Below are 23,628 nucleotides of genomic sequence, written 5' to 3'. Positions count from 1 at the left end.
TAGGCTGGTTCGGTCCGCCCACAAGCCATTACGAGCCACTCCGAGCCATGACGAGCCATTATGAAAGGGACGCGCCGGTGACCGAGAAGGCCGACCTTCAGTCCGTCCTCGACCGTGCCGCTGCCGGTGGGCGGATCACCCCGGAAGAGGCGCTCGACCTCTACCGCGACGCCCCGCTGCACGCGCTGGGCGCCGCCGCCGACGCCGTACGCCGCCGCAAGTACGCGGGTACCGAGCACATCGCGACGTACATCATCGAGCGGAACATCAACTACACGAACGTGTGCGTCACGGCGTGCAAGTTCTGCGCGTTCTACGCGGCCCCCAAGGACAAGGACAAGGGCTGGACCCGCGACCTCGACGACATCCTGCGCCGCTGCGCGGAGACGGTCGAGCTGGGCGGCACCCAGATCATGTTCCAGGGCGGCCACCACCCGGACTACGGCGTCGAGTACTACGAGAAGCACTTCAAGGCGATCAAGGACGCGTTCCCGCAGCTGGTCATCCACTCCCTCGGCGCCTCCGAGGTCGAGCACATGGCCCGGATCTCCGGCGTCTCCGTCGAGGAGGCCATCACCCGCATCCACGAGGCGGGCCTGGACTCCTTCGCGGGCGCCGGCGCGGAGCTCCTCCCCGCGCGCCCCCGCAAGGCCATCGCGCCCCTCAAGGAGAGCGGCGAGCGCTGGCTGGAGATCATGGAGACGGCGCACAAGCTGGGTGTCGAGTCCACGTCGACGATGCTCATGGGCACCGGCGAGACCAACGCCGAACGCATCGAGCACCTGCGCATGATCCGGGACGTCCAGGACCGCACGGGCGGCTTCCGGGCCTTCATCCCGTACACCTACCAGCCCGAGAACAACCACCTGAAGGGCCGCACGCAGGCCACGCTCTTCGAGTACCTGCGGATGATCGCGATCGCCCGTCTGTTCCTCGACAACGTCCAGCACATCCAGGGCTCCTGGCTCACCACCGGCAAGGAGGTCGGCCAGCTCTCCCTCCACTACGGCGCGGACGACCTCGGCTCGATCATGCTGGAGGAGAACGTCGTCTCCTCGGCCGGCGCCAAGCACCGCTCCAACCGCCTGGAGATCATCGACCTGATCCGCAAGGCGGGCCGCGTCCCGGCGCAGCGCGCCACGACGTACGAGCACCTCGTCGTCCACGACGACCCGGCGAACGACCCCGTCGACGAGCGGGTGATGTCCCACATCTCCTCGACGGCGATCGAGGGCGGCACGGCGCACCCGGAGTTGAAGCTCCTCACCACCAACTGACCCGGCCGTGGAGACGATTCACACGGCGGACCGGGTCTTCGTCACCTGGGACGCCGAGCCGGTGGAGCACGGCGCCGTGGTGGTCGGAGGGGACCGGATCGGCGCGGTGGGGCCGTACGACGACCTGCGCGCCCGCTTCCCCCGGGCACGGGTCCGCACCTGGCCGGGCGACCTGGGTCCCGCCCACATCCACGACGGCCCCCTCCCGGCCGCCCCCAGCCCGCGCGAGCGCGTGCACGCGGTGCTGAAGCTGGGGGCGGTGGCGGTCCTGGAGCAGTACGTCGACTCGCCCGAACTACGGGCGGCCGTGGAGCGCAATGACCTGGCGGTGCTCCCAGGGACGGCCCGACGGACGGCGATCACCGAAGGCGACCGGGCCGACCTGGCAGTGTTCGACGAGACAGGCGCGTGCATCGCAACGGTGTGCGCGGGGCGACTGGTTCATAGACGCAAGTAGTGAGCGCCCCTCGGGGGCGTGGGGCTGTATCGATGTGCGGCTCCGCCGCGTGGGCGCGACCAGCCACATACGGCCCGCGGTTGGGCACTCACCCCGCGAACGCCTTTCCGAACGCCCCCGAACTCTGACTCACCCCACTGCAGTCGGTCGCGGCGTCATCCGTCCCCGAACTCCCGCTCGCACACTGCACATCCCGGAACGTCGACCACATCGAAACCCACGCGATGTCCTTCTCCTCGGCGAACGCACGCACATCGGCCGCGTCCGACAGCGAGAACGTCTCCCCGTCGACGTCGTTCACCCCGATCATCGAGGTCAGTGCCATCCCGCCCCACGCGTCCGCGTCCGACAGCCCGAACACCTTCTTCAGCTGCTTCTGCGTGGCCTTCGCCGCGGTGACCGCGTAGTCGCCCATGTCCCCGTCGTACGACTCGCCGTAGTTCATGGTCATGATGTTGACCGTCGAGACCTGCACGTCGTACTTGTTCGCGGACTCCAGCAGCGCGAGGCTGTCGGAGTCCAGCCCCGACGGCATCACGGGCAGCGTGAAGGAGACTTCCAGGCCGGACCGTTCCTTCTGGAGCTGTGCGATCGCCTGTGACCGCAGGGCGACCGAGTCGGAGTCGGTCAGCGTGTCGCCCTCGATGTCGAAGTCGGCCTGTGTGGAGCCCGCGGCGTCCAGCGCGGCACCGTAGGCGGCGGCCAGCTTCGACGCGCTGGAGCACGTCGTCGCCAGCTCCTTCCCGGAGGCCCCGCCGAAGGACACCCGGACCGTCGCACCGTCCGCCTTCAGCTTGGAGAGCCGCGACTTCACCGCCGAACTCCCGATCGCGGCCGTCCCGTTCCACTTCGGCGTGCAGCTGCTGCCACTCGCGATCACGAAGGCCAGGTTGTACGTCGACGGCGAGCCGGAGTCGTCTGTGCCGGCGGCCTCCGTCGCGCTGACGTACGGCGCGTACGACGTGTTCGACCCGTTCGATCCGTCGGCCGCACTGGGGGAGGACGAGGCCCGCCCGGGCGGCGCGGGCGCCGCGTCCGACGTGCCGTCGGAGCCCGAGGAACACCCCGTCACTGCCATGGCAAACAGGCAGCTAAGCCCAGCGGTCGGCCTCAGGAAACCCCGCATTAAGATGCACCCGCTCTCGTGATTTGTGTCTCAGCCTCGAAACAAAGCCTGATTCGAAAGGAAAACGTCTCACACGGACGTGGTGTTCAAAGGTCCAGCAGATACATAGAAAACTCATGGAAGGAAGGCTGCGAATCGGACCAATCGGGCATCATGAAAGGGGTATTCAGGTAGATTACCGCCCTCGATGACCGCCGCAGGTGTTCACAGAATCTCTCAGGGAAAAGACAGGTTAAGGCGTTTCTCACGGGGGCCTCACATGAACTCCGAAGGCGGTCACATAAAGACTCCCTAATGTCTGTGCAATGCAATCCGAGCCTGCCATCGAAAGCCACGCCACCGTGCGCGGTCGCCGCCGCAAACAAGGCAACGGGTCTGCCGAGGGGCCCGTCTTCGTCGACTCCTCCGGACGCCGGTCCAAGGTGCTGCGCCGCGTCGGCGTCCTTCTCGGCGTCGTCTGCCTCGCCTACGCGGGAGTGCTCGGCGCCGCCTTCATGGGCTGGGGCACCTCGCTCACCCCGTCCTCGTTGATCCCCGACTTCGCACGCGGGGGCAGCGCCCCCGGCGGCGAACGCCCGCAGGGCGGCATCGGCCGGCAGATCGGCGGGCCCAGCGGGCGCCCGTCGGCACTGCCCTCGGCCACCGCCACCCCGTCCGCCTTCGCATCCGCCACCGCCAACTGACCGGAAACGCAGGCCTCTCCCCATGACTACACCGACGTCCTCGCGCGGCCGCAGGCGCGCCCCCTCCCGCATCGAGCGGGCGGCGGGCCGGGCCGCGGCGCTGCAGAAACCACGTGTCATCCTCGCCCTGCTGTTCCTGCTGGCGCTGACCTGCGTGATGCTGCTCGACGGCTATCTGCGCGCAGAGGTCGGCGGCGACAACCGGGTCCGCACCGGCGCCAGCGCCAGCAAGGTCCCCGACAAGATCCTCGACGGCGGGCCGATCCTGACCTTCCGGGGCGGCCAGGCGACCACCGTCTCCGTCCCCTCCAAGACCATCGCGCTCACCTTCGACGACGGCCCGAACCCGACCTGGACCCCACAGGTCCTCAAGATCCTCGACCAGTACGACGTGCCCGGCACGTTCTTCCTGGTCGGCTCGATGGTGTCGCGCTACCCGAGCATCGTGAAGTCGATGGTCGAGCAGGGCAACGAGGTCGGCATCCACACCTTCACGCACGTCGACCTGTCGTACCAGAGCGACGCCCGGATCAACCGCGAGATGCAGCAGACCCAGCTCGCGCTCGCCGGCGCGGCCGGGATCACGACGACCCTCTTCCGCGCGCCGTACTCCTCCGAGACGGACGCCATCGACAACTACAGCTGGCCGGTCTACGAGAAGCTCGGCAAGGAGGGCTACACCAGCGTCTTCGTGGACACCGACAGCGACGACTGGAAGAAGCCGGGTGTCTCGAAGATCATCAAGTGGGCCACGCCGAAGAAGAACAAGGGCGCCTCGGTGCTCTTCCACGACGCCGGTGGCGAGCGCTCGCAGACGATCAAGGCGCTGCCGCAGTACATCGAGAAGATGAAGGCGAAGGGCTACACCTTCACCACGATCAGCGGCGTCGTCGAGAAGCGGAACGCGGCGAACAGGGAGGCCGCGGCCGCGAGCAACGGCACGAGCGCTTCGAGCGCTACGACCGGCACGACCGGTACCGGGGTCACGGAGGCCGGCACGCTCACCGGTGCCGCCGGTGGCAGCACCGCCGGTACCGGCACTGGTTCCCAGCCCGGCGGCACCGCCCCGAACGGCGAGAACGCTCCGAACGGCGAGAGCGGCACCGCCCCGAACAGCGGTGGGAAGGGCTCCGTCACCGCCGTCCGGCGTCTCCAGGCGGCCCACCGCACGGCCACCGGCATGACCCTCTACGAGGGCAAGGCCCTCATCGTGGCGGTCGCGATCGCCGAATGGGCCCTACCGATCCTCTCCTGCCTGCTGCTGGTCGTCGGCATCGCCGTCATGAGCCGCTTCGGGATGATGCTGCTCATCGCCCGCCGCCACTACAGACAGCGCAACAAACGCCGGTTCAGCTGGGGGCCGGAGGTCACCCGGCCGGTGAGCGTGATCGTCCCGGCGTACAACGAGAAGGAGTGCATCGCCAACACCCTGGAGTCGCTGGCGCAGAGCACCCACCCGATCGAGATCATCGTCGTCGACGACGGGTCGACCGACGGCACCTCGGAGATCGCCCGTGCCGCCGCGGACAAGCTGGGCATGTCCAACGTCCGGGTCGTCCGCCAGGAGAACGCGGGAAAGCCGGCCGCCCTCAACAACGGTGTGCGCAACGCCAGTTACGACATCGTCATCATGATGGACGGCGACACCGTCTTCGAGCCGGACGCGGTGTACCAGCTGGTGCAGCCCTTCGCCGACCCCGAGGTCGGCGCGGTCGCCGGCAACGCGAAGGTCGGCAACCGCAACACGGTCATCGGCGCCTGGCAGCACATCGAGTACGTGATGGGCTTCAACCTGGACCGCCGCATGTACGACCTGCTGCGCTGCATGCCGACCATCCCCGGCGCGATCGGAGCGTTCCGCCGCGACGCGGTGCTCCAGGTCGGCGGGATGAGCGAGGACACCCTTGCCGAGGACACCGACATCACCATCGCCATGCACCGCGCGGGCTGGCGGGTCGTCTACCAGGAGCACGCCAAGGCCTGGACGGAGGCGCCCGGTTCGCTCAAGCAGCTGTGGTCCCAGCGCTACCGCTGGTCGTACGGCACCATGCAGGCCCTCTGGAAGCACCGCAAGTCCCTTACGGACAAGGGCCCTTCGGGCCGCTTCGGCCGAGTGGGCATGCCTCTGGTGGTCCTCTTCCAGATCGTCACCCCGGTCTTCGCCCCCCTCATCGACGTCTTCACGGTCTACTCCATGATCTTCGTCGACTTCGAGGCGGCCCTGCTGGCCTGGCTCGCCGTGCTCGGCATCCAACTCGCCTGCGCGGCCTATGCGTTCCGGCTGGACAAGGAGCAGTACCGCTACCTGCTGATGATGCCGCTCCAGCAACTGGCCTACCGGCAGATGATGTACCTCGTGCTCATCCACTCCTGCATCACCGCCCTCACCGGCGGCCGCCTGCGCTGGCAGAAGCTCAAGCGCACGGGCGAGGTCGGCACCCCGGCGGGGGTGAGCGGCTGATGACCTGGGACCAGCAGAACCCGTACCAGCACGGCTACGGCTACGGCTACGACCAGAACCCGTACGGCGGCCAGCAGCAGTACACGCAGCATCCGTATCCGCAACAGCAGCAGTACCCGCAACAGCAGCAGTACGTCGACTACGGCTACACCCCGGCGCCCGAGCAGACCGCCCCGCTCCCGCCGGTGGAGCCGGAGCCGGAGCCCGTGCGGGAGCCCGTGGCCGTCGTCGAGGAGCCGAGGCCCGCCCCCGACCCGCGGTCCGAGTCCGAGTCCGAGTCCGAGCCTCCGTCCGAGCCCAAGCCCAGGTCCGCCGGACGCGACCGGTACTTCGACACCCTCCGTGCCGTCGCCCTCATCCGGGTCGTCACCTACCACACCTTCGGCTGGGCCTGGTGCGGGATGGTGTTCCCTTCCATGGGCATCATGTTCGGCCTCGCCGGCACGCTCATGGCGAAGTCCCTGGAGCGCCCCGCGCTCAAGGTCGTGAAGAGCCGCCTGCGCCGTCTGCTGCCCCCGTTCTGGTTCTGGGGTTTCTTCGTCGTCATGGCGATGCTGATCCACGACTGGCTGCCCGGCTGGCAGATCGTCTACTGGGTCGTGCCGCTCGGCGACCCGCCGGGCAACGCGTGGGGCGAGCAGGCCTGGGAGATCCTCTGGTACCTCAGGACGTACCTGTGGTTCGTCCTGCTGTCCCCGGCCCTGCTGTGGGTCTTCCGCAAGGCCCCGGTCCCGGTGCTGCTGGCGTCGTTGGCCCCGATCCTGGTCCTGAACTTCGTCTGGTCGGGTCCGGACAACCGCTTCGGCAGCGCCCTGTGGGACCTGTCGACGTACCTCTTCTGCTGGATCCTCGGCTTCGCGCACCGCGACGGCGTGCTCCAGCGGATGAAGCCGGCCCTGGTGGTCGTGGGCTCGCTCGCCGCGCTCGGCTACGGCGGCTGGTACGCCTTCTCGCACCAGGCCGACTTCGGGACGTACGACCTGGACGAGAACCCCCTGGCCCAGGCCTTCTGGTCGGCCGGGTTCGTGATGCTGCTGATGTGGGCGAAGGCGTACTTCAAGATCGACTTTGCCTGGCTGGCCCGGTTCAAGAAGCTGGACCGGGCGGTCACGATCTTCAACGCGCGCGCGGTGACGATCTACCTCTGGCACGAGATCGCGCTGATCCTCGCGGTCCCGCTGATCGACCAGATGTGGAACGTGCCCGCGTTCGAGAAGTGGCTCCCGCTCGACAGCCAGTGGTTCATGTTCGGCGTCGGCTGGATCCTGATCGCGGTCTTCGTCGTGCTGTGCGGCTGGGTGGAGGACGTGGCCGCGAAGAAGAAGCCCAAGCTTCTTCCGTAAGGGCGTGCTGCAAGAATGGCGGGCGTGACCCGCGCCTCCCTGAACAAGCAGCCGCACGAAGTCGCCTCGATGTTCGACGACGTGGCGGAACGGTACGACCTGACCAACGACGTGCTGTCGCTCGGCCAGGACCGGCACTGGCGGAAGGAGGTCGCCAAGGCGGTCGACGCACGTCCCGCGCAGAAGATCCTGGACCTGGCGGCCGGCACGGGCACCTCCTCCCAGCCGTTCGCCCGGGCCGGCGCCTTCGTCGTGCCCTGCGACTTCTCCCTCGGAATGCTCCAGGTCGGCAAGCGGCGCACCGCATGGATGCCCTTCACCGCCGGGGACGCGACGAAGCTGCCGTTCAAGGACGACACCTTCGACGCCGTGACGATCTCCTTCGGACTGCGCAACGTCCAGGACACCGACGCGGCCCTGCGCGAGATGTACCGGGTGACGCGGCCCGGCGGCCGGGTGGTGATCTGCGAGTTCTCGCACCCGACCTGGGCGCCCTTCCGGACCGTCTACACCGAGTACCTGATGCGCGCGCTGCCGCCGGTGGCCCGTGCGGTCTCCTCCAACCCGGACGCCTACGTCTATCTCGCCGAGTCCATCCGCGCCTGGCCCGACCAGCCCGCGCTGGCCGGACGGCTGCGCGAGGCGGGCTGGTCGAAGGTGGCCTGGCGCAACCTCAGCGGAGGGATCGTCGCCCTGCACCGGGGCTTCAAGGAGGCCTGAGCCCCGGCCGGGAACTCACAGGCTGCTCACCTCGAAGGCGTCCCCCGGCCGGTCCCCGGGCCGGTCCAGCTCCCGTTGCAGCCCGCCCTTCGGCGGCCGTGGGATGCGTGGCTCGCGCACGCCCCCGCCTCCCTCGCCCTCGCCGAAGTCGAACCACACGTACACCATCGAGTCCCGGGGCACCTCGGCACCGGGCTGCGGGAACTGGCGTACGACGTAGTCGACGACCGCGAGATGGAAGTCCGGCCGGTCCGGCGCGTCGAGGGACAGCCCTCGCGCGTGGGCGGTCTCACGCGCGTCCACGGCCATCAGTCCGACCAGCCGTGGTACGCGCACTTCGGGTGTTTTGGGTGTTATACGCACAGATGTCACCCCCAGCGGTACTGGAAGGGTAACTCCCGACGCACGGCGACCGGAAGCGCCAAGTGTCTTTCTGTAACAGATCGTTACTCTGTGTTACCGATCTGTGGTGCCGGTCTGCGTTACCGGTCTGTGCTGCCGTCGTGCAGGTCGAGCCGGAAGCAGAGCGCGTCCTCCGCGAACCGCGGGTGCGGGAACGTCTCCGCCTGCTCCATGCCGAGGCGCCGGGCGACCGCGACCGACCGCTCGTTCCCCGGCCGCACCATCGCCACCACCTTCGGCACGCCCGCCGCCCGCAGCCGCTCCAGCGTCATCAGCGCCGCCGCCGTCGCATACCCCTTGCCCCAGCACTCCCGTGCGATCCGCCAGCCGATCTCCACCTCGCCCCTGGGCCCCCACTCGTGCGGCCACGGCTGGGCGCCGGTGAAGCCGATGACCCGCCCGGCGTCGTCGACCATCGTCCACAGGCAGAAGCCGAGCTCCGCGTCGTGCCGGCGCTGGCGGGCGGTGAGCTCCTCGTAGACGGACACCTCCGCGGACCTGCCGCCGTGGAACTCCATGACCTCCGGGTCGTCGAAGGCCCGATGCCAGGCGAACGCGTCCTCGTGCGTGGGCACACGCAGTCGTACCGCGGGGAGAGCTCGGTTCACAGGGGCAGCCCTTCAGCCGGGTGATCAGTACCGCTGAATAGACTGCCCATGTCCAGTGCCGGTCGGCACGCAGATTTCGAGCCTTGGGGAGCCCCCGCCGTGACCGAGCCCCTCTCCGAAAACACCGCCGATGTCATCGTCGTCGGCGCGGGGCCAGCCGGCTCCACGACGGCGTACCACCTCGCCAAGTCCGGACTAGACGTACTGCTGCTGGAGAAGACGGAGTTCCCCCGCGAGAAGGTGTGCGGCGACGGACTCACCCCGCGCGCGGTGAAGCAGCTGGTCGCCATGGGCATCGACATCTCCGAGGAGGCCGGCTGGCTGCGCAACAAGGGCCTGCGCATCATCGGCGGCGGCACCCGCCTCCAGCTGGACTGGCCGGATCTCGCCTCCTTCCCCGACTACGGCCTGGTCCGCAAGCGCGACGACTTCGACGAACAGCTCGCCCGCCAGGCGCAGAAGGCCGGCGCCCGGCTGTTCGAGCGCTGCAACGTCGGCGCCCCGATCATCGACGACCGCACCGGCCGGATCACCGGCGTGCACGCCAAGCTCGGCGAGGAGAAGCGCGAGGTCACCTTCCATGCGCCGCTCGTCGTGGCCGCCGACGGCAACTCCACCCGGCTCTCCCTCGCGATGGGCCTGCACCGCCGCGAGGACCGCCCGATGGGCGTGGCCGTGCGGACCTACTTCACCTCCCCCCGCCACGAGGACGACTACCTGGAGTCCTGGCTGGAACTCTGGGACCGCCGCGGCCCCCAGGACCGCCTCCTTCCCGGCTACGGCTGGATCTTCGGCATGGGCGACGGCACCTCCAACGTGGGCCTCGGCGTCCTGAACACCTCCGACTCCTTCAAGGAACTGGACTGGCGCGAGGTCCTCAAAGCCTGGTGCGCCTCCATGCCCGAGGACTGGGGCTACACCCCCGAGAACATGACCGGCCCGATCCGCGGCGCCGCCCTCCCCATGGCCTTCAACCGCCAGCCCCACTACACGCGCGGCCTGCTGCTCGTCGGCGACGCCGGCGGACTGGTGAACCCCTTCAACGGCGAGGGCATCGCCTACGCCATGGAGTCCGGCCAGATCGCCGCCGACGTCATCGTCCAGGCGCACGCGCGGGCCACGCCCAGCGGGCGCGAACTGGCCCTGCAGCGCTACCCGCGCGTCCTCAAGGACACCTACGGCGGCTACTACACGCTGGGCCGCGCCTTCGTGAAGCTCATCGGCAACCCGAAGGTCATGCAGATCGCGTCCCAGCGCGGCCTGACCCACCCGCTGCTGATGAAGTTCACCCTGAAGCTCCTGGCGAACCTCACGGACCCGACCGGCGGCGACGCGATGGACCGCATCATCAACGGGCTCAGCAAGGTGGCCCCGAAGGCCTGACCGCTCCTAGGAGCCGATCGCCTCGATGTTGGCGGCCCGGCGGGCGTAGACGTCCTCCCGCCGGTCCGCCACCTGCCGCAGCGCTTCCTTCCGCTCCCGCTTGGAGAGCCGGTCGAGATACACGCGTCCGTTCACATGGTCGGTCTCGTGCGCGAGACAGCGGGCGAAATACCCCGTTCCCTCGATGGTGAGCGGATTGCCCTCCTTGTCCTGTCCGCGCACGATCGCCCGGTCCGGTCGCGGTACGTCCATGGCGGCACCCGGTACCGACAGGCAGCCCTCGATGTCGTCGAGCAGCCGACGCTCGGCCGGATCCTGCGACTCCAGCACGGGATTGACAAGGTGTCCGACATGTCGGACACCCCGGTCGTCGGGGCAGTCGTACACGAACAGCCGCAGATCGACTCCGACCTGGTTGGCCGCGAGGCCGGCTCCCTCGGCGATGTACATGGTGAGGAACATGTCGTCGATGAGCGCGGCGAGGTCGGGGCCGAACTCGGTGACGTCCCGGCAGGGCTTGTGCAGGACGTCCTCACCGGTCTCGGTGATCCGGCGCACCGAACCGCGCCCGGCCTCGGGAGCGTGCCGGGGGTAGTGGTCCATGGGGTTTCCCTGGACGAAGACGCGTGGCATCGCGGTGTCTCCTTCGTGGGTCTCGGACCGCTCCGTGCGAGCGGCCTGCGTCGAGGATCCCAGGAGTCACCGGCTGCGTGGGAAGCCTGTGGAAAACGTGCCGGGCGGGCCTGTGGAAAACATCCACGGCGGGCCCGTGGAAAAGGTCCACGACAGGCCCGTGGAACGCCGGAAGGGCCGCTGCCCCCGAGCGGCTGCGGCCCTACCGTGCTTGCGTGGTGCCCGAGTTATCCGGGTTGACCAGATTGATCGGTATTGATCGGGTTGGTCAGAGCACCCGCACCGCGCCGGTCGGCGGGTCGTACGACAGCGGGTGCTCCCCGACGCCGCTGGAGGGGTTCTGCGCGCCGACGAACATGCCGTCGCCCACGTACACCGCCACGTGGTACGCGCTGCCGGCGCTGCCCCAGTAGAGGATGTCGCCGGGCTGCAGGTTGCTCAGCGAGACCTGGGTGCCCTGCGTCGACTGGTCCTGGGAGACGCGCGGCAGGCTGACGCCAACCGACTTGAAGGCGGCCTGCACGAGACCCGAGCAGTCCCACGAGTTGGGGCCCGTGCCGCCGGAGACGTAGGCGTCGCCGATCTGCGCCTTCACGAAGGCCACCACCGCGGCGGCCGAACCCGTCGCCGTGGACGAGCTCGTGGAGGTGCTGGAGCCGGCCGAGGTGGCGCTGAGAGCGGTGCGCTCGGCGCTGCGCGAGGTGGCCTGCTCCGCGGCGGCCTTGCGGGCCGCCTCGGCCTTCTTCTTGGCCTCGGCCTTCTTCTGCGCGTCGGCGAGGTCCGCCTTGGCCTGCTTCGCGGCCGTGGCGGCTGCCGCGTCGCGCTCGGCCTGGAGCGAGTAGTTCGCGGCGACCTGCTGCGTGGCGTCGGCGGACTGAGCCACCTGGGTGGCCACATCGGCCGTCAGGATGGGCAGTTCGAGCGTCTGTGTCACGGGTTCGGCGGCACTCGCCGAGGCCGCGCCCGCCGCTGCCATGCCGAGGACGCCACTGGCAACTCCGGCGCGCACGGCGATGTTTGTCGTCGCGCTGCGGCGGGGCTTCCGGTGGCTGCGTATGTGAGCGGTGTGGGACATGGGAACAACCGGTATCAGGGGCTCCTTCATATCTACAAGAAACGTGTGCTGCGCCACAGTTGCTCAATCGAGACCGTAAATCCCGTGCGTGTCGTTCCTTATTGACGCCGTAACGGACATTCTGGACGTTCGTGATCACGCCCGTGATCACGCTCTTTCGTTATTACGTCCGAATTGCCCTCCGCTTACCATCGCTTGCGGTCGGTGGCCAAGCCCCGTTCTCAGACGTCTCTCATGGATGTGGCGGAGGTCACGGAACGGTCGCAGTGAGGGGTGCGTCTCGCGCGGGGATCGGGGCAGAAGTGGAGCCCCTCTGAGTTCGTGAACGCGTGCACGCGTCCACACCGCCTCCCTCGCCTCCCTCTGACGTGTGAATGCGGTCCTCTATCAGGGCAGCCCGTCCATCGCCAATTTGCATGCAGGGGAACTCTCTTGATATTGAGACGCCCGCGCCGGACCCCCTCCCGCCTGCACCTACGGTCGAAAATGTCACTTCTGGTGATCAGGTGAACGCTTCGCGTGCGAAGATCACCACTCATCCGACTTCATGATCGATCGTCAGGTGGTGGAGATCACAAAGCTTGTGTAATACCCCGTGTCGCAGATCACAGAGCGGCGGGCATAAGATGCGAGGCAGTTGGGCTTGTGACCTGCTTCACATGTTCGCGATCTTCGCCCGGGACGCGCGGGGTTCGTGCGACGGACGAGGCGGGTGAGCCCAGCCGAACCGCCACCAGTCAGTGCCGACTGAGAGGAGCGAGGAGCGGTGAACGCGTATGCGCCCATCCTCGTACTGGGAGCCCTCGGGGCAGGCTTTGCGATCTTCTCCGTGGTCATGGCCACGCTGATCGGTCCGAAGCGGTACAACCGCGCCAAACTCGAAGCCTACGAGTGCGGAATCGAGCCGACCCCCACGCCGGCCGGCGGCGGGCGTTTCCCGATCAAGTACTACCTGACGGCGATGCTCTTCATCGTCTTCGACATCGAGATCGTCTTCCTCTACCCCTGGGCCGTCACCTTCGACGCCCTGGGTGTTTTCGGGCTCGTGGAGATGCTGCTCTTCGTGCTCACCGTCTTCGTCGCCTACGCGTACGTATGGCGGCGCGGCGGCCTGGAATGGGACTGAGGGGCTTTTTGACATGGGACTCGAAGAAAAGCTGCCGAGCGGATTCCTGCTGACCACCGTCGAGCAGGCTGCGGGCTGGGTGCGCAAGGCGTCCGTCTTCCCCGCCACCTTCGGCCTCGCCTGCTGCGCCATCGAGATGATGACCACCGGCGCCGGCCGCTACGACCTGGCCCGCTTCGGCATGGAGGTCTTCCGCGGCTCACCCCGACAGGCCGACCTCATGATCGTCGCCGGCCGGGTCAGCCAGAAGATGGCACCGGTGCTCAGGCAGGTCTACGACCAGATGCCCAATCCCAAGTGGGTGATCTCCATGGGTGTCTGCGCGTCCTCGGGCGGCATGTTCAACAACTACGCGATCGTCCAGGGCGTCGACCACATCGTCCCCGTGGACATCTATCTCCCCGGCTGCCCGCCCCGCCCCGAGATGCTGATGGACGCGATCCTCAAGCTCCACCAGAAGATCCAGTCCTCCAAGCTCGGCGTCAACGCCGAGGAAGCGGCCCGCGAGGCGGAGGAGGCAGCGCTCAAGGCCCTGCCCACGATCGAGATGAAGGGGCTGCTGCGGTGAGCGACGCGAACGGCCACAACGGGGTCAACCCCGAGAAGGACCTCGCCGCCGACAACCTCCCCGGCCAGCGCGGCCAGGGCGGTGAGGAGATCCGCGTCCAGCGCGGCATGTTCGGCGCCGACAACGGCGGCGACACCTCCGGCTACGGCGGCCTCGTCCGTTCGGTCCGACTCCCGGGACCGGCGACCCGCCCCTACGGCGGCTGGTTCGACGAGGTCGCCGACGAGCTGGAGGGCGCCCTGGAGGAACAAGGACTCCTCCCGGACAACGCGATCGAGAAGACGGTCGTCGACCGCGGCGAGATCACCTTCCACATCGAGCGCGAGCACCTGCCGCGCGTCGCCCGCACCCTGCGCGACGACCCCGCCCTGCGCTTCGAACTGTGCACCGGTGTCAGCGGCGTCCACTACCTCCACGACAAGGGCCGCGAGCTGCACGCCGTGTACCACCTGCGCTCGATCACCCACAACCGGCTGATCCGTCTGGAGGTCAGCGCCCCGGACGCCGACCCGCACATCCCGTCGCTGGTCTCCGTCTATCCGACCAACGACTGGCACGAGCGCGAGACCTACGACTTCTTCGGGATCGTCTTCGACGGTCACCCGGCCCTGACGCGGATCATGATGCCGGACGACTGGCAGGGCCATCCGCAGCGCAAGGACTACCCGCTCGGCGGCATCGCCGTCGAGTACAAGGGCGCCCAGATCCCGGCTCCGGACCAGCGGAGGTCGTACTCGTGAGCACGCAGTCAGCAGCCGCCCGCGAAACCACCGAGGGCACCGTATACACGGTCACCGGTGGCGACTGGGACGAGGTCGTCCAGTCCGCGGCCCGCGCGGACGACGAACGCATCGTCGTCAACATGGGGCCTCAGCACCCCTCCACCCATGGAGTGCTCCGGCTCATCCTGGAGATCGACGGCGAGACGGTCACCGAGGCCCGCTGCGGCATCGGCTACCTCCACACCGGCATCGAGAAGAACATCGAGTTCCGCACGTGGACACAGGGCACCACGTTCGTGACCCGCATGGATTACCTGACGTCGTTCTTCAACGAGACCGCCTACTGTCTCGCCGTCGAGAAACTCCTCGGCATCGAGGACCAGATCACCGAACGCGCCAAGATCATCCGGGTGCTCCTGATGGAGCTGAACCGGATGTCCTCCCACCTGGTGTGCATCGCCACCGGCGGCATGGAGCTCGGCGCCACCACGATCATGATCTACGGCTTCCGCGACCGCGAGATGATCCTCGACCTCTACGAGCTCATCACCGGCCTGCGCATGAACCACGCGTACATCCGCCCCGGCGGACTCGCCCAGGACCTGCCGCCCGGCGCGGTCGACCAGATCCGCGAGTTCGTGAAGAAGATGAAGAAGAACCTCCCGGAGTACGACAAGCTCGCCACCGGGAACCCCATCTTCAAGGCCCGTATGCAGGACATCGGCTACCTCGACCTGGCCGGCTGCATGGCCCTCGGCGCCACCGGGCCGATCCTGCGCTCCACCGGCCTCCCGCACGACCTGCGCAAGGCCCAGCCCTACTGCGACTACGAGACGTACGACTTCGACGTCCCGACCGCCGACACCTGCGACTCCTACGGCCGATTCCTGATCCGCCTGGAGGAGATGCGCCAGTCGCTCAGGATCGTCGAGCAGTGCCTGGACCGGCTGCAGCCCGGCCCGGTCATGGTCCCCGACAAGAAGATCGCCTGGCCCGCCCAGCTCGCCCTGGGCCCCGACGGGCTCGGCAACTCCCTCGACCACATCAAGAAGATCATGGGCACCTCCATGGAGGCCCTGATCCACCACTTCAAACTCGTCACCGAAGGCTTCCGGGTCCCGCCCGGCCAGGCCTACGCGGCCGTCGAGTCACCCAAGGGCGAGCTCGGCGTGCACGCCGTCTCCGACGGCGGCACCCGCCCCTACCGGGTCCACTTCCGCGACCCGTCCTTCACCAACCTGCAGGCCATGGCGGCGATGTGCGAGGGCGGCCAGGTCGCCGACGTCATCGTCGCCGTCGCGTCCATCGACCCCGTGATGGGAGGCGTCGACCGGTGACCACCTCTTCTTCGGAGCGCGGTATCAGCCTGGGCATGCCCGAGCTGCCCGCACCCGCGTATCCGGACGACGTCCGGGCCCGTCTGGAAGCGGACGCGCGCGACGTCATCGCGCGCTACCCCGACTCCCGGTCCGCCCTGCTGCCGCTGCTGCACCTCGTGCAGTCGGAGGAGGGGCACGTCACGCGCACCGGGATGCAGTTCTGCGCGGACATGCTGGAGCTGACCACGGCCGAGGTCACCGCCGTCGCCACCTTCTACACCATGTACCGGCGCAGGCCCTCCGGCGACTACCAGGTGGGCGTCTGCACCAACACCCTCTGCGCGGTCATGGGCGGCGACGCGATCTTCGAAACCCTCCAGGAGCACCTGGGCGTCGGCAACGGCGGGACCACCGACGACGGCAAGGTCACCCTGGAGCACATCGAGTGCAACGCGGCCTGCGACTTCGCCCCGGTCGTGATGGTCAACTGGGAGTTCTTCGACAACCAGACCCCGGCGAGCGCCACACGCCTGGTCGACGACCTGCGCGCGGGCCGGGACGTCGAGCCCACCCGCGGGGCGCGACTGTGCACGTTCAAGGAAACGGCGCGGATCCTCGCCGGCTTCCCCGACGAACGGCCGGGAGCCGTCGAGGAGAGCGGCAGCGCGGGACCCGCCTCGCTCGTCGGCCTCCGCCTGGCCAAGGGAGAGACCGCACCCGCGCGCGTGGTCCATCCGCGCGCCCAGGGATCCCAGGACGCGCCGTCCGCAGAGGAGGGGGAGTGATGACGGTGGTACCCGACCTCAAGGACACCAGCCCCGAGAAGCTGCTCGCACCCGTGCTGTCCGCCTTCTGGGACGAGGACCGGTCCTGGATGCTGGACGTCTACCGAAGGCACGAGGGGTACGAGGGGCTCCGCAAGGCGCTCGCGATGTCACCGGACGACCTGATCGCCTATGTGAAGGAGTCCGGGCTGCGCGGCCGCGGCGGCGCAGGGTTCCCGACCGGGATGAAGTGGCAGTTCATCCCGCAGGGAGACGGCAAACCGCACTATCTGGTTGTCAACGCCGACGAATCGGAGCCCGGGACCTGCAAGGACATCCCGCTCCTCTTCGCGAACCCGCACAGCCTCATCGAGGGCATCGTGATCGCGTGCTACGCCATCCGGTCGTCGCATGCCTTCATCTATCTGCGTGGTGAAGTCGTCCCCGTCCTGCGGCGGTTGCACGAGGCCGTGCGCGAGGCCTACGCGGCCGGCTACCTCGGCGAGAACATCCTCGGCAGCGGACTGGACCTCACCCTCACCGTGCACGCCGGCGCCGGCGCGTACATCTGCGGCGAGGAGACCGCACTGCTCGACTCGCTCGAAGGCCGCCGCGGCCAACCGCGGCTGCGTCCCCCCTTCCCGGCTGTTGAAGGGCTCTATGCCTGCCCGACTGTTGTGAACAACGTCGAGTCCATCGCCTCGGTTCCCGCCATCCTGCAAAAGGGCAAGGAATGGTTCAGGGCGATGGGGAGCGAGAAGTCGCCCGGCTTCACGCTCTACTCCCTCAGCGGCCATGTCGCCAGCCCCGGCCAGTACGAGGCACCGCTCGGCATCACCCTGCGCCAGCTCCTCGACATGAGCGGCGGAATGCGCTCCGGCCACCGCCTGAAGTTCTGGACGCCCGGCGGCTCCTCGACGCCCATGTTCACCGACGAGCACCTCGACGTCCCCCTCGACTACGAAGGGGTGGGCGCCGCCGGTTCCATGCTGGGCACCAAGGCCCTGCAGTGCTTCGACGAGACCACGTGTGTCGTCCGCGCGGTCACCCGCTGGACCGAGTTCTACGCCCACGAGTCCTGCGGCAAGTGCACCCCCTGCCGCGAAGGCACCTACTGGCTGGTGCAGTTGCTCCGCGACATCGAGGCCGGCAAGGGCGTCATGTCCGACCTCGACAAGCTCAACGACATCGCCGACAACATCAACGGCAAGTCCTTCTGCGCCCTCGGTGACGGCGCAGCGTCCCCGATCTTCTCCTCGCTGAAGTACTTCCGCGAGGAGTACGAGCAGCACATCACGGGCCGGGGCTGCCCCTTCGACCCGGCCAAGTCGACGGCCTGGGCGGACCGCCCGGAGGTGAACGCATGACCGTGACCACGAGTTCCCCCTCCTCGGGGGGAACGGCGGCGGTCCCGCCGGAGGACCTCGTCACGCTGACGATCGACGGCGCCGAGATCAGCGTGCCCAAGGGCACCCTGGTCATCCGCGCCGCCGAACAACTCGGCATCGAGATCCCGCGCTTCTGCGACCACCCTCTGCTGGACCCGGTCGGCGCCTGCCGCCAGTGCATCGTCGAGGTCGAGGGCCAGCGCAAGCCCATGGCGTCCTGCACGATCACGTGTACGGACGGAATGGTGGTGAAGACTCACCTCACCTCACCCGTCGCCGAGAAGGCCCAGCACGGCGTGATGGAGCTGCTGCTCATCAACCACCCCCTGGACTGCCCGGTCTGCGACAAGGGCGGCGAGTGCCCGCTGCAGAACCAGGCCATGTCGCACGGCAACGCCGAGTCCCGCTTCGACGGCCGCAAGCGCACCTACGAGAAGCCCCTCCCGATCTCCACCCAGGTGCTCCTCGACCGCGAACGGTGCGTGCTCTGCGCCCGCTGCACCCGGTTCTCCAACCAGATCGCCGGCGACCCGATGATCGAGCTCCTGGAACGCGGCGCGCTCCAGCAGGTCGGCACCGGCGAGGGCGACCCGTTCCAGTCGTACTTCTCCGGGAACACCATCCAGATCTGCCCGGTCGGCGCGCTGACCTCGGCGGCGTACCGCTTCCGCTCCCGCCCCTTCGACCTGATCTCCTCGCCGTCCGTGTGCGAGCACTGCTCGGGCGGCTGCGCCACCCGCACGGACCACCGGCGCGGCAAGGTCATGCGGCGGCTCGCCGCCAACGACCCCGAGGTCAACGAGGAGTGGATCTGCGACAAGGGGCGCTTCGCGTTCCGGTACGCGCAGCAGAAGGACCGCCTGGAGACCCCGCTGGTGCGCAACGCCCAGGGTGTCCTCGAACCCGCCTCCTGGCCGGAGGCCCTAGACGCCGCCGCGCGGGGCCTGGCCGCCGCCCGCTCCCGGGCGGGCGTCCTCACCGGCGGCCGGCTCACCGTCGAGGACGCCTACGCGTACAGCAAGTTCGCGCGCGTGGCCCTCGACACCAACGACATCGACTTCCGCGCGCGCGTGCACAGCAGCGAGGAGGCCGACTTCCTGGCCGCCCGGATCGCCGGCCGCGGCCGCGACCTCGACGGTACGGGCGTCACCTACACCTCGCTGGAGAAGGCACCCGCCGTCCTCCTGGTCGGGTTCGAGTCGGAGGAGGAGGCCCCCGGCGTCTTCCTGCGGCTGCGCAGGGCCTGGCGCAAACGCAAGCAGAAGGTGTTCTCGCTCGCCACGTACGCGACGCGCGGTCTGGAGAAGACCGGCGGCATCCTGCTGCCGGCCGCACCCGGCACCGAGACCGAGTGGCTGGACGCCCTCGCGAGCGGCGTCGTCCTGGAGGAGCCCGGCACCCTGGCCGCCGAGGCACTGCGCGCCGACGGCGCCGTCATCGTCGTAGGGGAGAGGCTGGCGTCGGTCGCCGGCGGCCTCACCGCTGCCGTACGGGCCGCCACCGCCACCGGAGCCCGGCTGGTGTGGATCCCGCGCCGGGCCGGGGAGCGCGGCGCGATCGAGGCGGGCGCGCTGCCGTCGCTGCTGCCCGGCGGCCGCCCGGCCACCGATCCACGCGCGCGTGAAGAGGTTGCCGCCGTCTGGGGCGTGGCCGAACTCCCGCTCCGCTACGGCCGCGACACCGGCCAGATCGTCGAGGCCGCCGTCCGGGGCGAACTGTCCGCCCTGGTGGTCGCCGGCGTCGAGGTCGCCGACCTGCCCGACCCGGCACGCGCGCGTGCGGCACTCGAAGCCGTCGGCCTCCTGGTCTGCCTGGAGCTGCGGCCCAGCGAGGTCACCGAGCACGCCGACGTCGTCCTCCCGGTCGCCGCCGTCGCAGAGAAGGCCGGCACGTTCCTCAACTGGGAAGGCCGGGCGCGCATGTTCGAGGCCGCGCTCAAGCCCGACCAGATGACCAGGCGGCTCGCACCCACCGACGCGCGCGTGCTGCAGATGCTCGCCGACGCCATGGACGTCCACCTGGGCCTGCCCGATCTGCGCACCGCGCGCGCGGAGCTGGACCGGCTCGGCGCCTGGGACGGGCCGAAGGCCTCCGAACCGACGGAGACGGCGGCGTCGCTGCCCAGGCCCGCGGCCGGCGAGGCGGTGCTCGCGGGGCACCGGCTCCTCCTCGACCAGGGCGTCCTCCAGGAGGGCGACGAGGCCCTGGCCGGCACCCGGCACGCGGCCCACGCGCGCGTGTCCGCCGCGACGGCCGCCGAGGCCGGCGTCGCCGACGGCGACCTCATCGCCGTCACCGCAGGCTCGGGCACGGTCGAACTCCCGCTCCGGATCACCGAGATGCCCGACCGCGTGGTCTGGCTCCCGCTGAACTCCGTGGGCGGCGGCGTCGCCTCCGACACCGGGACCCTGCCCGGCTCCCTCGTCCGCATCGGCCCGGCGGCCACCGCCGGTGAGGCCCCCAAGGAGGTGGAGGCATGAGCCCGTACCTTGCCGCAGAAGACCTCTCGATGTTCGGCCGCGACCCCTGGTGGCTGGTCGTCGTCAAGGCGGTGTTCTGCTTCGCCTTCCTGATGGTGACGGTCCTGTTCTCCATCGTCTGGGAGCGCAAGGTCGTCGCCTGGATGCAGCTGCGCATCGGCCCCAACCGGCACGGCCCCTGGGGCATGCTCCAGTCGCTCGCCGACGGCATCAAGCTGATGCTCAAGGAAGACGTCATCGTCAAACGCGCGGACAAGGTCGTCTACGTCCTCGCACCGATCGTCGCGGCCATCCCGGCCTTCATGGCGATCGCGGTGATCCCCTTCGGCCCGGCCGACAACGAGATCTCCATCTTCGGCACGCGCACCACGATGCAGCTCACCGACCTGCCGATCGCGATGCTCTACATCCTCGCGGTCGCCTCCGTCGGCATCTACGGCATCGTGCTGGCCGGCTGGAGCTCCGGATCGACGTACCCGCTCCTCGGCGGCCTCCGCTCCTGCGCGCAGATGATCTCCTACGAGATCGCCATGGGCGCCGCGTTCGCCTCCGTGTTCCTCTACTCGGGGTCCATGTCGACATCGACGATCGTCGAACAGCAGCAGGGCCGCTGGTACATCCTGCTGCTGCCGGTCTCCTTCATCATCTACGTCGTCACCATGGTCGGCGAGACCAACCGCGCCCCCTTCGACATGCCCGAGTCCGAGGGCGACCTCGTCGGCGGCTTCAACACCGAGTACTCGTCGATCAAGTTCGCGATGTTCATGCTCGCCGAGTACGTCAACATGGTCACCGTCTCCGCCGTGTCGACCACTCTCTTCCTCGGCGGCTGGCGCGCCCCCTGGCCGATCAGCGCCTTCTGGGAGGGCGCCAACCACGGCTGGTGGCCGCTGCTCTGGTTCGTCATCAAGGTCCAGCTGCTCCTGTTCTTCTTCATCTGGCTGCGCGGCACGCTCCCGCGCGTGCGTTACGACCAGCTGATGAAGCTCGGCTGGAAGGTCCTCATCCCGGTCTCCGTCGTCTGGCTGATGCTCGTCGCGACCGTACGGACCCTGCGCAACCAGAACTACGACTTCGCCGACATCGCCCTCTACGTCGGCGGCGGAGTCCTCGCCCTGCTGCTCCTGTCCTTCGTCGCCGACATCTTCCGCGACAAGGGCAAGGAGTCCGCGCAGCCCGCCGCAGAGCAGGCCGGATTCGACCCGATGGCGGGCGGATTCCCCGTACCGCCGCTGCCCGGACAGGAACTGCCACCGGTGCCCCGACGCAGCTCGCGCCGGGAACGGGAGCTGATTGTCAGTGGCGGACCGGACACTGTCAGTGACGGATCTACGGATGGAAAGGAGGCGTCCGATGGCTGAGGAGCCCAAGGAGACCAAACCCGGTTTCCAGAACCCGGTGGCCGGCTTCGGCGTGACCTTCAAGGCCATGTTCAAGAAGCGGCTGACCGAGCAGTACCCGGAGCAGAAGAAGACCACGGCCCCGCGGTTCCACGGACGGCACCAGCTCAACCGCCATCCGGACGGCCTGGAGAAGTGCGTCGGCTGCGAACTGTGCGCCTGGGCCTGCCCCGCGGACGCCATCTACGTGGAGGGCGCCGACAACACCGACGAGGAGCGTTACTCGCCGGGCGAGCGCTACGGCCGCGTCTACCAGATCAACTACGCCCGCTGCATCCTGTGCGGCCTGTGCATCGAGGCGTGCCCCACACGCGCGCTCACGATGACCAACGAGTTCGAACTGGCCGACAGCAGCCGCGCCAACCTCATCTACACCAAGGAACAACTGCTCGCCGGCCTCGAAGAGGGCATGGTCGACACGCCCCACGCGATCTTCCCGGGGACCGACGAACAGGACTACTACCGGGGCCTGGTCACCGAGGCCGCGCCCGGGACCGTACGCCAGGTCGCCGTCTCCAAGGGCGAGACGCCGGAGGAAGAGGAGGTGGAGGCATGAGCCCGCAGCTCGCCGCCTACACCACCTCCACCGGTGAGGCCTTCCAGTTCTGGGTCCTCGGCACCGTCGCCGTGCTCGGCGCCCTGAGCACCGTCTTCATGAAGAAGGCCGTGCACAGCGCCCTCTCCCTCGCCGGAACCATGATCGTCCTGGCGGTGTTCTACCTCGCCAACGGCGCCTACTTCCTCGGGATCGTGCAGATCGTCGTCTACACCGGCGCGATCATGATGCTGTTCCTCTTCGTGGTGATGCTGGTCGGCGTGACCGCCGCCGACTCCCTGAAGGAGACCATCAAGGGCCAGCGCTGGCTGGCCCTTCTCTGCGGGGTCGGCTTCGGCGTCCTGCTCCTCGCGGGCATCGCCAACGCCTCCCTCAAGGACTTCGACGGCACCGGCCAGGCCAACGCCAACGGCAATGTGCAGGGCCTCGCGGCCCTCATCTTCACCAAGTACGTCTTCGCCTTCGAAATCACCGGCGCCCTGCTCATCACCGCCGCGGTCGGCGCCATGGTGCTCACCCACCGCGAGCGCACCGAGCGCCCCAAGACCCAGCGCGAGCAGTCCGAACAGCGGGTCCGCGAGGGCAAGCACGTACCGCCGCTGCCCGCCCCCGGCGTCTACGCCCGGCACAACGCCGTGGACATCGCCGGTCTGCTGCCCGACGGCACCCCGTCCGAGCTCACGGTCAGCAAGACGCTCCGCGACCGCGGTCAGATCCGTGACGTGTCCGCGGAGGCGCTGGGCGACCTGCGGGCCCTGGAGCAGCGGGCCGAGGAGCGCCTGGAGCGGACCCCGATCGACCCGGTGGACTTCAAGCGGTCCGAGGAGGCGTCGAAGTGAACCCCGTCTACTACCTCTATCTCGCCGCCCTGTTGTTCACGATCGGCGCCACCGGTGTGCTGATCAGACGGAACGCGATCGTCGTCTTCATGTGCATCGAGCTCATGCTCAACGCCTGCAACCTCGCGTTCGTCGTCTTCTCCCGGATGCACGGCAATCTCGACGGCCAGATCATCGCCTTCTTCACGATGGTCGTCGCCGCCGCGGAGGTCGTGGTCGGGCTCGCGATCATCGTGTCGCTGTTCCGTACCCGCCATTCGGCCTCGGTCGACGACGCCAGCCTGATGAAGCTGTAAGG

General features: G+C 68.7%; 23 protein-coding genes. 18 read left to right on the top strand and 5 right to left on the bottom strand.

What is annotated here, in order from left to right; all coding sequences use genetic code 11:
* Window positions 1–77 precede the first annotated feature (77 nt).
* Window positions 78–1,277, top strand: a complete 1,200-nt coding sequence (mqnC, locus tag EDD90_RS23530; protein WP_123981534.1) for a cyclic dehypoxanthinyl futalosine synthase — start codon at window positions 78–80, stop codon at window positions 1,275–1,277.
* Between the two features lie 7 nt (window positions 1,278–1,284).
* A complete protein-coding gene (locus EDD90_RS23525) occupies window positions 1,285–1,734 on the top strand; it encodes an imidazolonepropionase-like domain-containing protein (protein ID WP_123974942.1) in 450 nt (149 codons plus the stop codon).
* Between the two features lie 88 nt (window positions 1,735–1,822).
* On the opposite strand, the gene EDD90_RS23520 is transcribed toward EDD90_RS23525, so the two are convergent.
* Window positions 1,823–2,860, bottom strand: a complete 1,038-nt coding sequence (locus EDD90_RS23520) for a chitinase (RefSeq protein ID WP_123974940.1) — start codon at window positions 2,858–2,860, stop codon at window positions 1,823–1,825.
* A 305-nt stretch (window positions 2,861–3,165) separates the two neighbouring features.
* Here EDD90_RS23520 and EDD90_RS23515 point away from each other — a divergent pair, with 305 nt between their 5' ends.
* Genes EDD90_RS23515 through EDD90_RS23500 form a run of 4 tightly spaced genes read left to right on the top strand, consistent with a single transcriptional unit; the run spans window position 3,166 to window position 8,067 of the window.
* On the top strand, window positions 3,166–3,543 hold the full coding sequence (locus tag EDD90_RS23515) for a hypothetical protein (protein ID WP_123974939.1): 378 nt from the start codon (window positions 3,166–3,168) through the stop codon (window positions 3,541–3,543).
* Between the two features lie 22 nt (window positions 3,544–3,565).
* Complete coding sequence (locus EDD90_RS23510) at window positions 3,566–6,004, top strand: bifunctional polysaccharide deacetylase/glycosyltransferase family 2 protein (protein ID WP_123974937.1); 2,439 nt, start codon at window positions 3,566–3,568, stop codon at window positions 6,002–6,004.
* On the top strand, window positions 6,004–7,347 hold the full coding sequence (locus EDD90_RS23505) for an acyltransferase (RefSeq protein ID WP_123974935.1): 1,344 nt from the start codon (window positions 6,004–6,006) through the stop codon (window positions 7,345–7,347). The genes EDD90_RS23510 and EDD90_RS23505 overlap by 1 nt, the downstream gene beginning before the upstream one ends.
* Window positions 7,348–7,371: 24 nt before the next feature.
* A complete protein-coding gene (locus tag EDD90_RS23500; protein ID WP_123974933.1) occupies window positions 7,372–8,067 on the top strand; it encodes a demethylmenaquinone methyltransferase in 696 nt (231 codons plus the stop codon).
* Window positions 8,068–8,082: 15 nt separating this feature from the next.
* Here the strand turns inward: EDD90_RS23500 and EDD90_RS23495 are convergent, their stop codons facing one another.
* Both EDD90_RS23495 and EDD90_RS23490 read right to left on the bottom strand, forming a co-directional pair.
* Window positions 8,083–8,403: a PASTA domain-containing protein gene (locus EDD90_RS23495; protein ID WP_123974931.1), complete on the bottom strand. Its 321-nt coding sequence runs from the start codon at window positions 8,401–8,403 to the stop codon at window positions 8,083–8,085.
* A gap of 146 nt (window positions 8,404–8,549) precedes the next feature.
* Window positions 8,550–9,077 carry a GNAT family N-acetyltransferase gene (locus EDD90_RS23490; protein WP_123974929.1) on the bottom strand — a complete coding sequence of 176 codons (528 nt, stop codon included), beginning with the start codon at window positions 9,075–9,077 and terminating at the stop codon, window positions 8,550–8,552.
* Window positions 9,078–9,125: 48 nt separating this feature from the next.
* Between EDD90_RS23490 and EDD90_RS23485 the strand changes: the two genes are divergently transcribed.
* Complete coding sequence (locus EDD90_RS23485) at window positions 9,126–10,460, top strand: geranylgeranyl reductase family protein (protein WP_123974927.1); 1,335 nt, start codon at window positions 9,126–9,128, stop codon at window positions 10,458–10,460.
* A gap of 6 nt (window positions 10,461–10,466) precedes the next feature.
* Here EDD90_RS23485 and def read toward each other — a convergent pair whose 3' ends face one another.
* Window positions 10,467–11,093, bottom strand: coding sequence for a peptide deformylase (gene def, locus EDD90_RS23480; RefSeq protein ID WP_123974925.1), 627 nt, complete (start codon window positions 11,091–11,093; stop codon window positions 10,467–10,469).
* A 268-nt stretch (window positions 11,094–11,361) separates the two neighbouring features.
* Window positions 11,362–12,168 carry a C40 family peptidase gene (locus EDD90_RS23475; protein ID WP_123974923.1) on the bottom strand — a complete coding sequence of 269 codons (807 nt, stop codon included), beginning with the start codon at window positions 12,166–12,168 and terminating at the stop codon, window positions 11,362–11,364.
* A 766-nt stretch (window positions 12,169–12,934) separates the two neighbouring features.
* Between EDD90_RS23475 and EDD90_RS23470 the strand changes: the two genes are divergently transcribed.
* The 11 genes from EDD90_RS23470 to nuoK are packed head-to-tail and all read left to right on the top strand — an operon-like array spanning window position 12,935 to window position 23,626.
* Window positions 12,935–13,294, top strand: a complete 360-nt coding sequence (locus EDD90_RS23470) for an NADH-quinone oxidoreductase subunit A (protein WP_007383963.1) — start codon at window positions 12,935–12,937, stop codon at window positions 13,292–13,294.
* A gap of 13 nt (window positions 13,295–13,307) precedes the next feature.
* Entirely contained in the window at window positions 13,308–13,862 is a 555-nt protein-coding gene (locus EDD90_RS23465; protein WP_007383964.1) for an NADH-quinone oxidoreductase subunit B family protein, read from the top strand.
* Window positions 13,859–14,602 carry an NADH-quinone oxidoreductase subunit C gene (locus tag EDD90_RS23460; RefSeq protein WP_123974921.1) on the top strand — a complete coding sequence of 248 codons (744 nt, stop codon included), beginning with the start codon at window positions 13,859–13,861 and terminating at the stop codon, window positions 14,600–14,602. Before EDD90_RS23465 ends, EDD90_RS23460 begins: the two co-directional genes overlap by 4 nt.
* Entirely contained in the window at window positions 14,599–15,921 is a 1,323-nt protein-coding gene (locus EDD90_RS23455; RefSeq protein ID WP_123974919.1) for an NADH-quinone oxidoreductase subunit D, read from the top strand. The genes EDD90_RS23460 and EDD90_RS23455 overlap by 4 nt, the downstream gene beginning before the upstream one ends.
* A complete protein-coding gene (nuoE, locus tag EDD90_RS23450; protein WP_185149193.1) occupies window positions 15,918–16,688 on the top strand; it encodes an NADH-quinone oxidoreductase subunit NuoE in 771 nt (256 codons plus the stop codon). Before EDD90_RS23455 ends, nuoE begins: the two co-directional genes overlap by 4 nt.
* Complete coding sequence (gene nuoF / locus EDD90_RS23445) at window positions 16,688–18,034, top strand: NADH-quinone oxidoreductase subunit NuoF (protein WP_123974915.1); 1,347 nt, start codon at window positions 16,688–16,690, stop codon at window positions 18,032–18,034. The genes nuoE and nuoF overlap by 1 nt, the downstream gene beginning before the upstream one ends.
* Window positions 18,031–20,535, top strand: coding sequence for an NADH-quinone oxidoreductase subunit G (locus tag EDD90_RS23440; protein ID WP_123974913.1), 2,505 nt, complete (start codon window positions 18,031–18,033; stop codon window positions 20,533–20,535). The genes nuoF and EDD90_RS23440 overlap by 4 nt, the downstream gene beginning before the upstream one ends.
* Complete coding sequence (nuoH, locus tag EDD90_RS23435) at window positions 20,532–21,896, top strand: NADH-quinone oxidoreductase subunit NuoH (RefSeq protein ID WP_123974911.1); 1,365 nt, start codon at window positions 20,532–20,534, stop codon at window positions 21,894–21,896. Before EDD90_RS23440 ends, nuoH begins: the two co-directional genes overlap by 4 nt.
* Window positions 21,889–22,491 (top strand): NADH-quinone oxidoreductase subunit NuoI, encoded by a 603-nt coding sequence (nuoI, locus tag EDD90_RS23430; protein WP_123974910.1) that lies wholly within the window; start codon window positions 21,889–21,891, stop codon window positions 22,489–22,491. Before nuoH ends, nuoI begins: the two co-directional genes overlap by 8 nt.
* The gene (locus tag EDD90_RS23425; RefSeq protein ID WP_123974908.1) at window positions 22,488–23,330 is read left to right on the top strand and encodes an NADH-quinone oxidoreductase subunit J; all 843 of its coding nucleotides are present in this window, start codon (window positions 22,488–22,490) and stop codon (window positions 23,328–23,330) included. The genes nuoI and EDD90_RS23425 overlap by 4 nt, the downstream gene beginning before the upstream one ends.
* On the top strand, window positions 23,327–23,626 hold the full coding sequence (nuoK, locus tag EDD90_RS23420) for an NADH-quinone oxidoreductase subunit NuoK (protein WP_046726439.1): 300 nt from the start codon (window positions 23,327–23,329) through the stop codon (window positions 23,624–23,626). The genes EDD90_RS23425 and nuoK overlap by 4 nt, the downstream gene beginning before the upstream one ends.
* Window positions 23,627–23,628 lie beyond the last annotated feature (2 nt).

Origin of the sequence: Streptomyces sp. Ag109_O5-1, assembly GCF_003814875.1 — a bacterium.
GTDB lineage: Bacteria > Actinomycetota > Actinomycetes > Streptomycetales > Streptomycetaceae > Streptomyces > Streptomyces sasae.
This window is presented reverse-complemented; position numbering and strand designations above follow the sequence as displayed.

Bases quoted from the DNA above. Each gene is read 5' to 3' on its own strand.
- EDD90_RS23520 (WP_123974940.1), bottom strand. From the start codon at position 2,860: ATGCGGGGTTTCCTGAGGCCGACCGCTGGGCTTAGCTGCCTGTTTGCC.
- EDD90_RS23515 (WP_123974939.1), top strand. From the start codon at position 3,166: ATGCAATCCGAGCCTGCCATCGAAAGCCACGCCACCGTGCGCGGTCGC.
- EDD90_RS23510 (WP_123974937.1), top strand. From the start codon at position 3,566: ATGACTACACCGACGTCCTCGCGCGGCCGCAGGCGCGCCCCCTCCCGC.
- EDD90_RS23505 (WP_123974935.1), top strand. From the start codon at position 6,004: ATGACCTGGGACCAGCAGAACCCGTACCAGCACGGCTACGGCTACGGC.
- EDD90_RS23485 (WP_123974927.1), top strand. From the start codon at position 9,126: ATGTCCAGTGCCGGTCGGCACGCAGATTTCGAGCCTTGGGGAGCCCCC.
- def (WP_123974925.1), bottom strand. From the start codon at position 11,093: ATGCCACGCGTCTTCGTCCAGGGAAACCCCATGGACCACTACCCCCGG.
- EDD90_RS23475 (WP_123974923.1), bottom strand. From the start codon at position 12,168: ATGTCCCACACCGCTCACATACGCAGCCACCGGAAGCCCCGCCGCAGC.
- EDD90_RS23465 (WP_007383964.1), top strand. From the start codon at position 13,308: ATGGGACTCGAAGAAAAGCTGCCGAGCGGATTCCTGCTGACCACCGTC.
- nuoF (WP_123974915.1), top strand. From the start codon at position 16,688: ATGACGGTGGTACCCGACCTCAAGGACACCAGCCCCGAGAAGCTGCTC.
- EDD90_RS23440 (WP_123974913.1), top strand. From the start codon at position 18,031: ATGACCGTGACCACGAGTTCCCCCTCCTCGGGGGGAACGGCGGCGGTC.
- nuoH (WP_123974911.1), top strand. From the start codon at position 20,532: ATGAGCCCGTACCTTGCCGCAGAAGACCTCTCGATGTTCGGCCGCGAC.
- nuoI (WP_123974910.1), top strand. From the start codon at position 21,889: ATGGCTGAGGAGCCCAAGGAGACCAAACCCGGTTTCCAGAACCCGGTG.
- EDD90_RS23425 (WP_123974908.1), top strand. From the start codon at position 22,488: ATGAGCCCGCAGCTCGCCGCCTACACCACCTCCACCGGTGAGGCCTTC.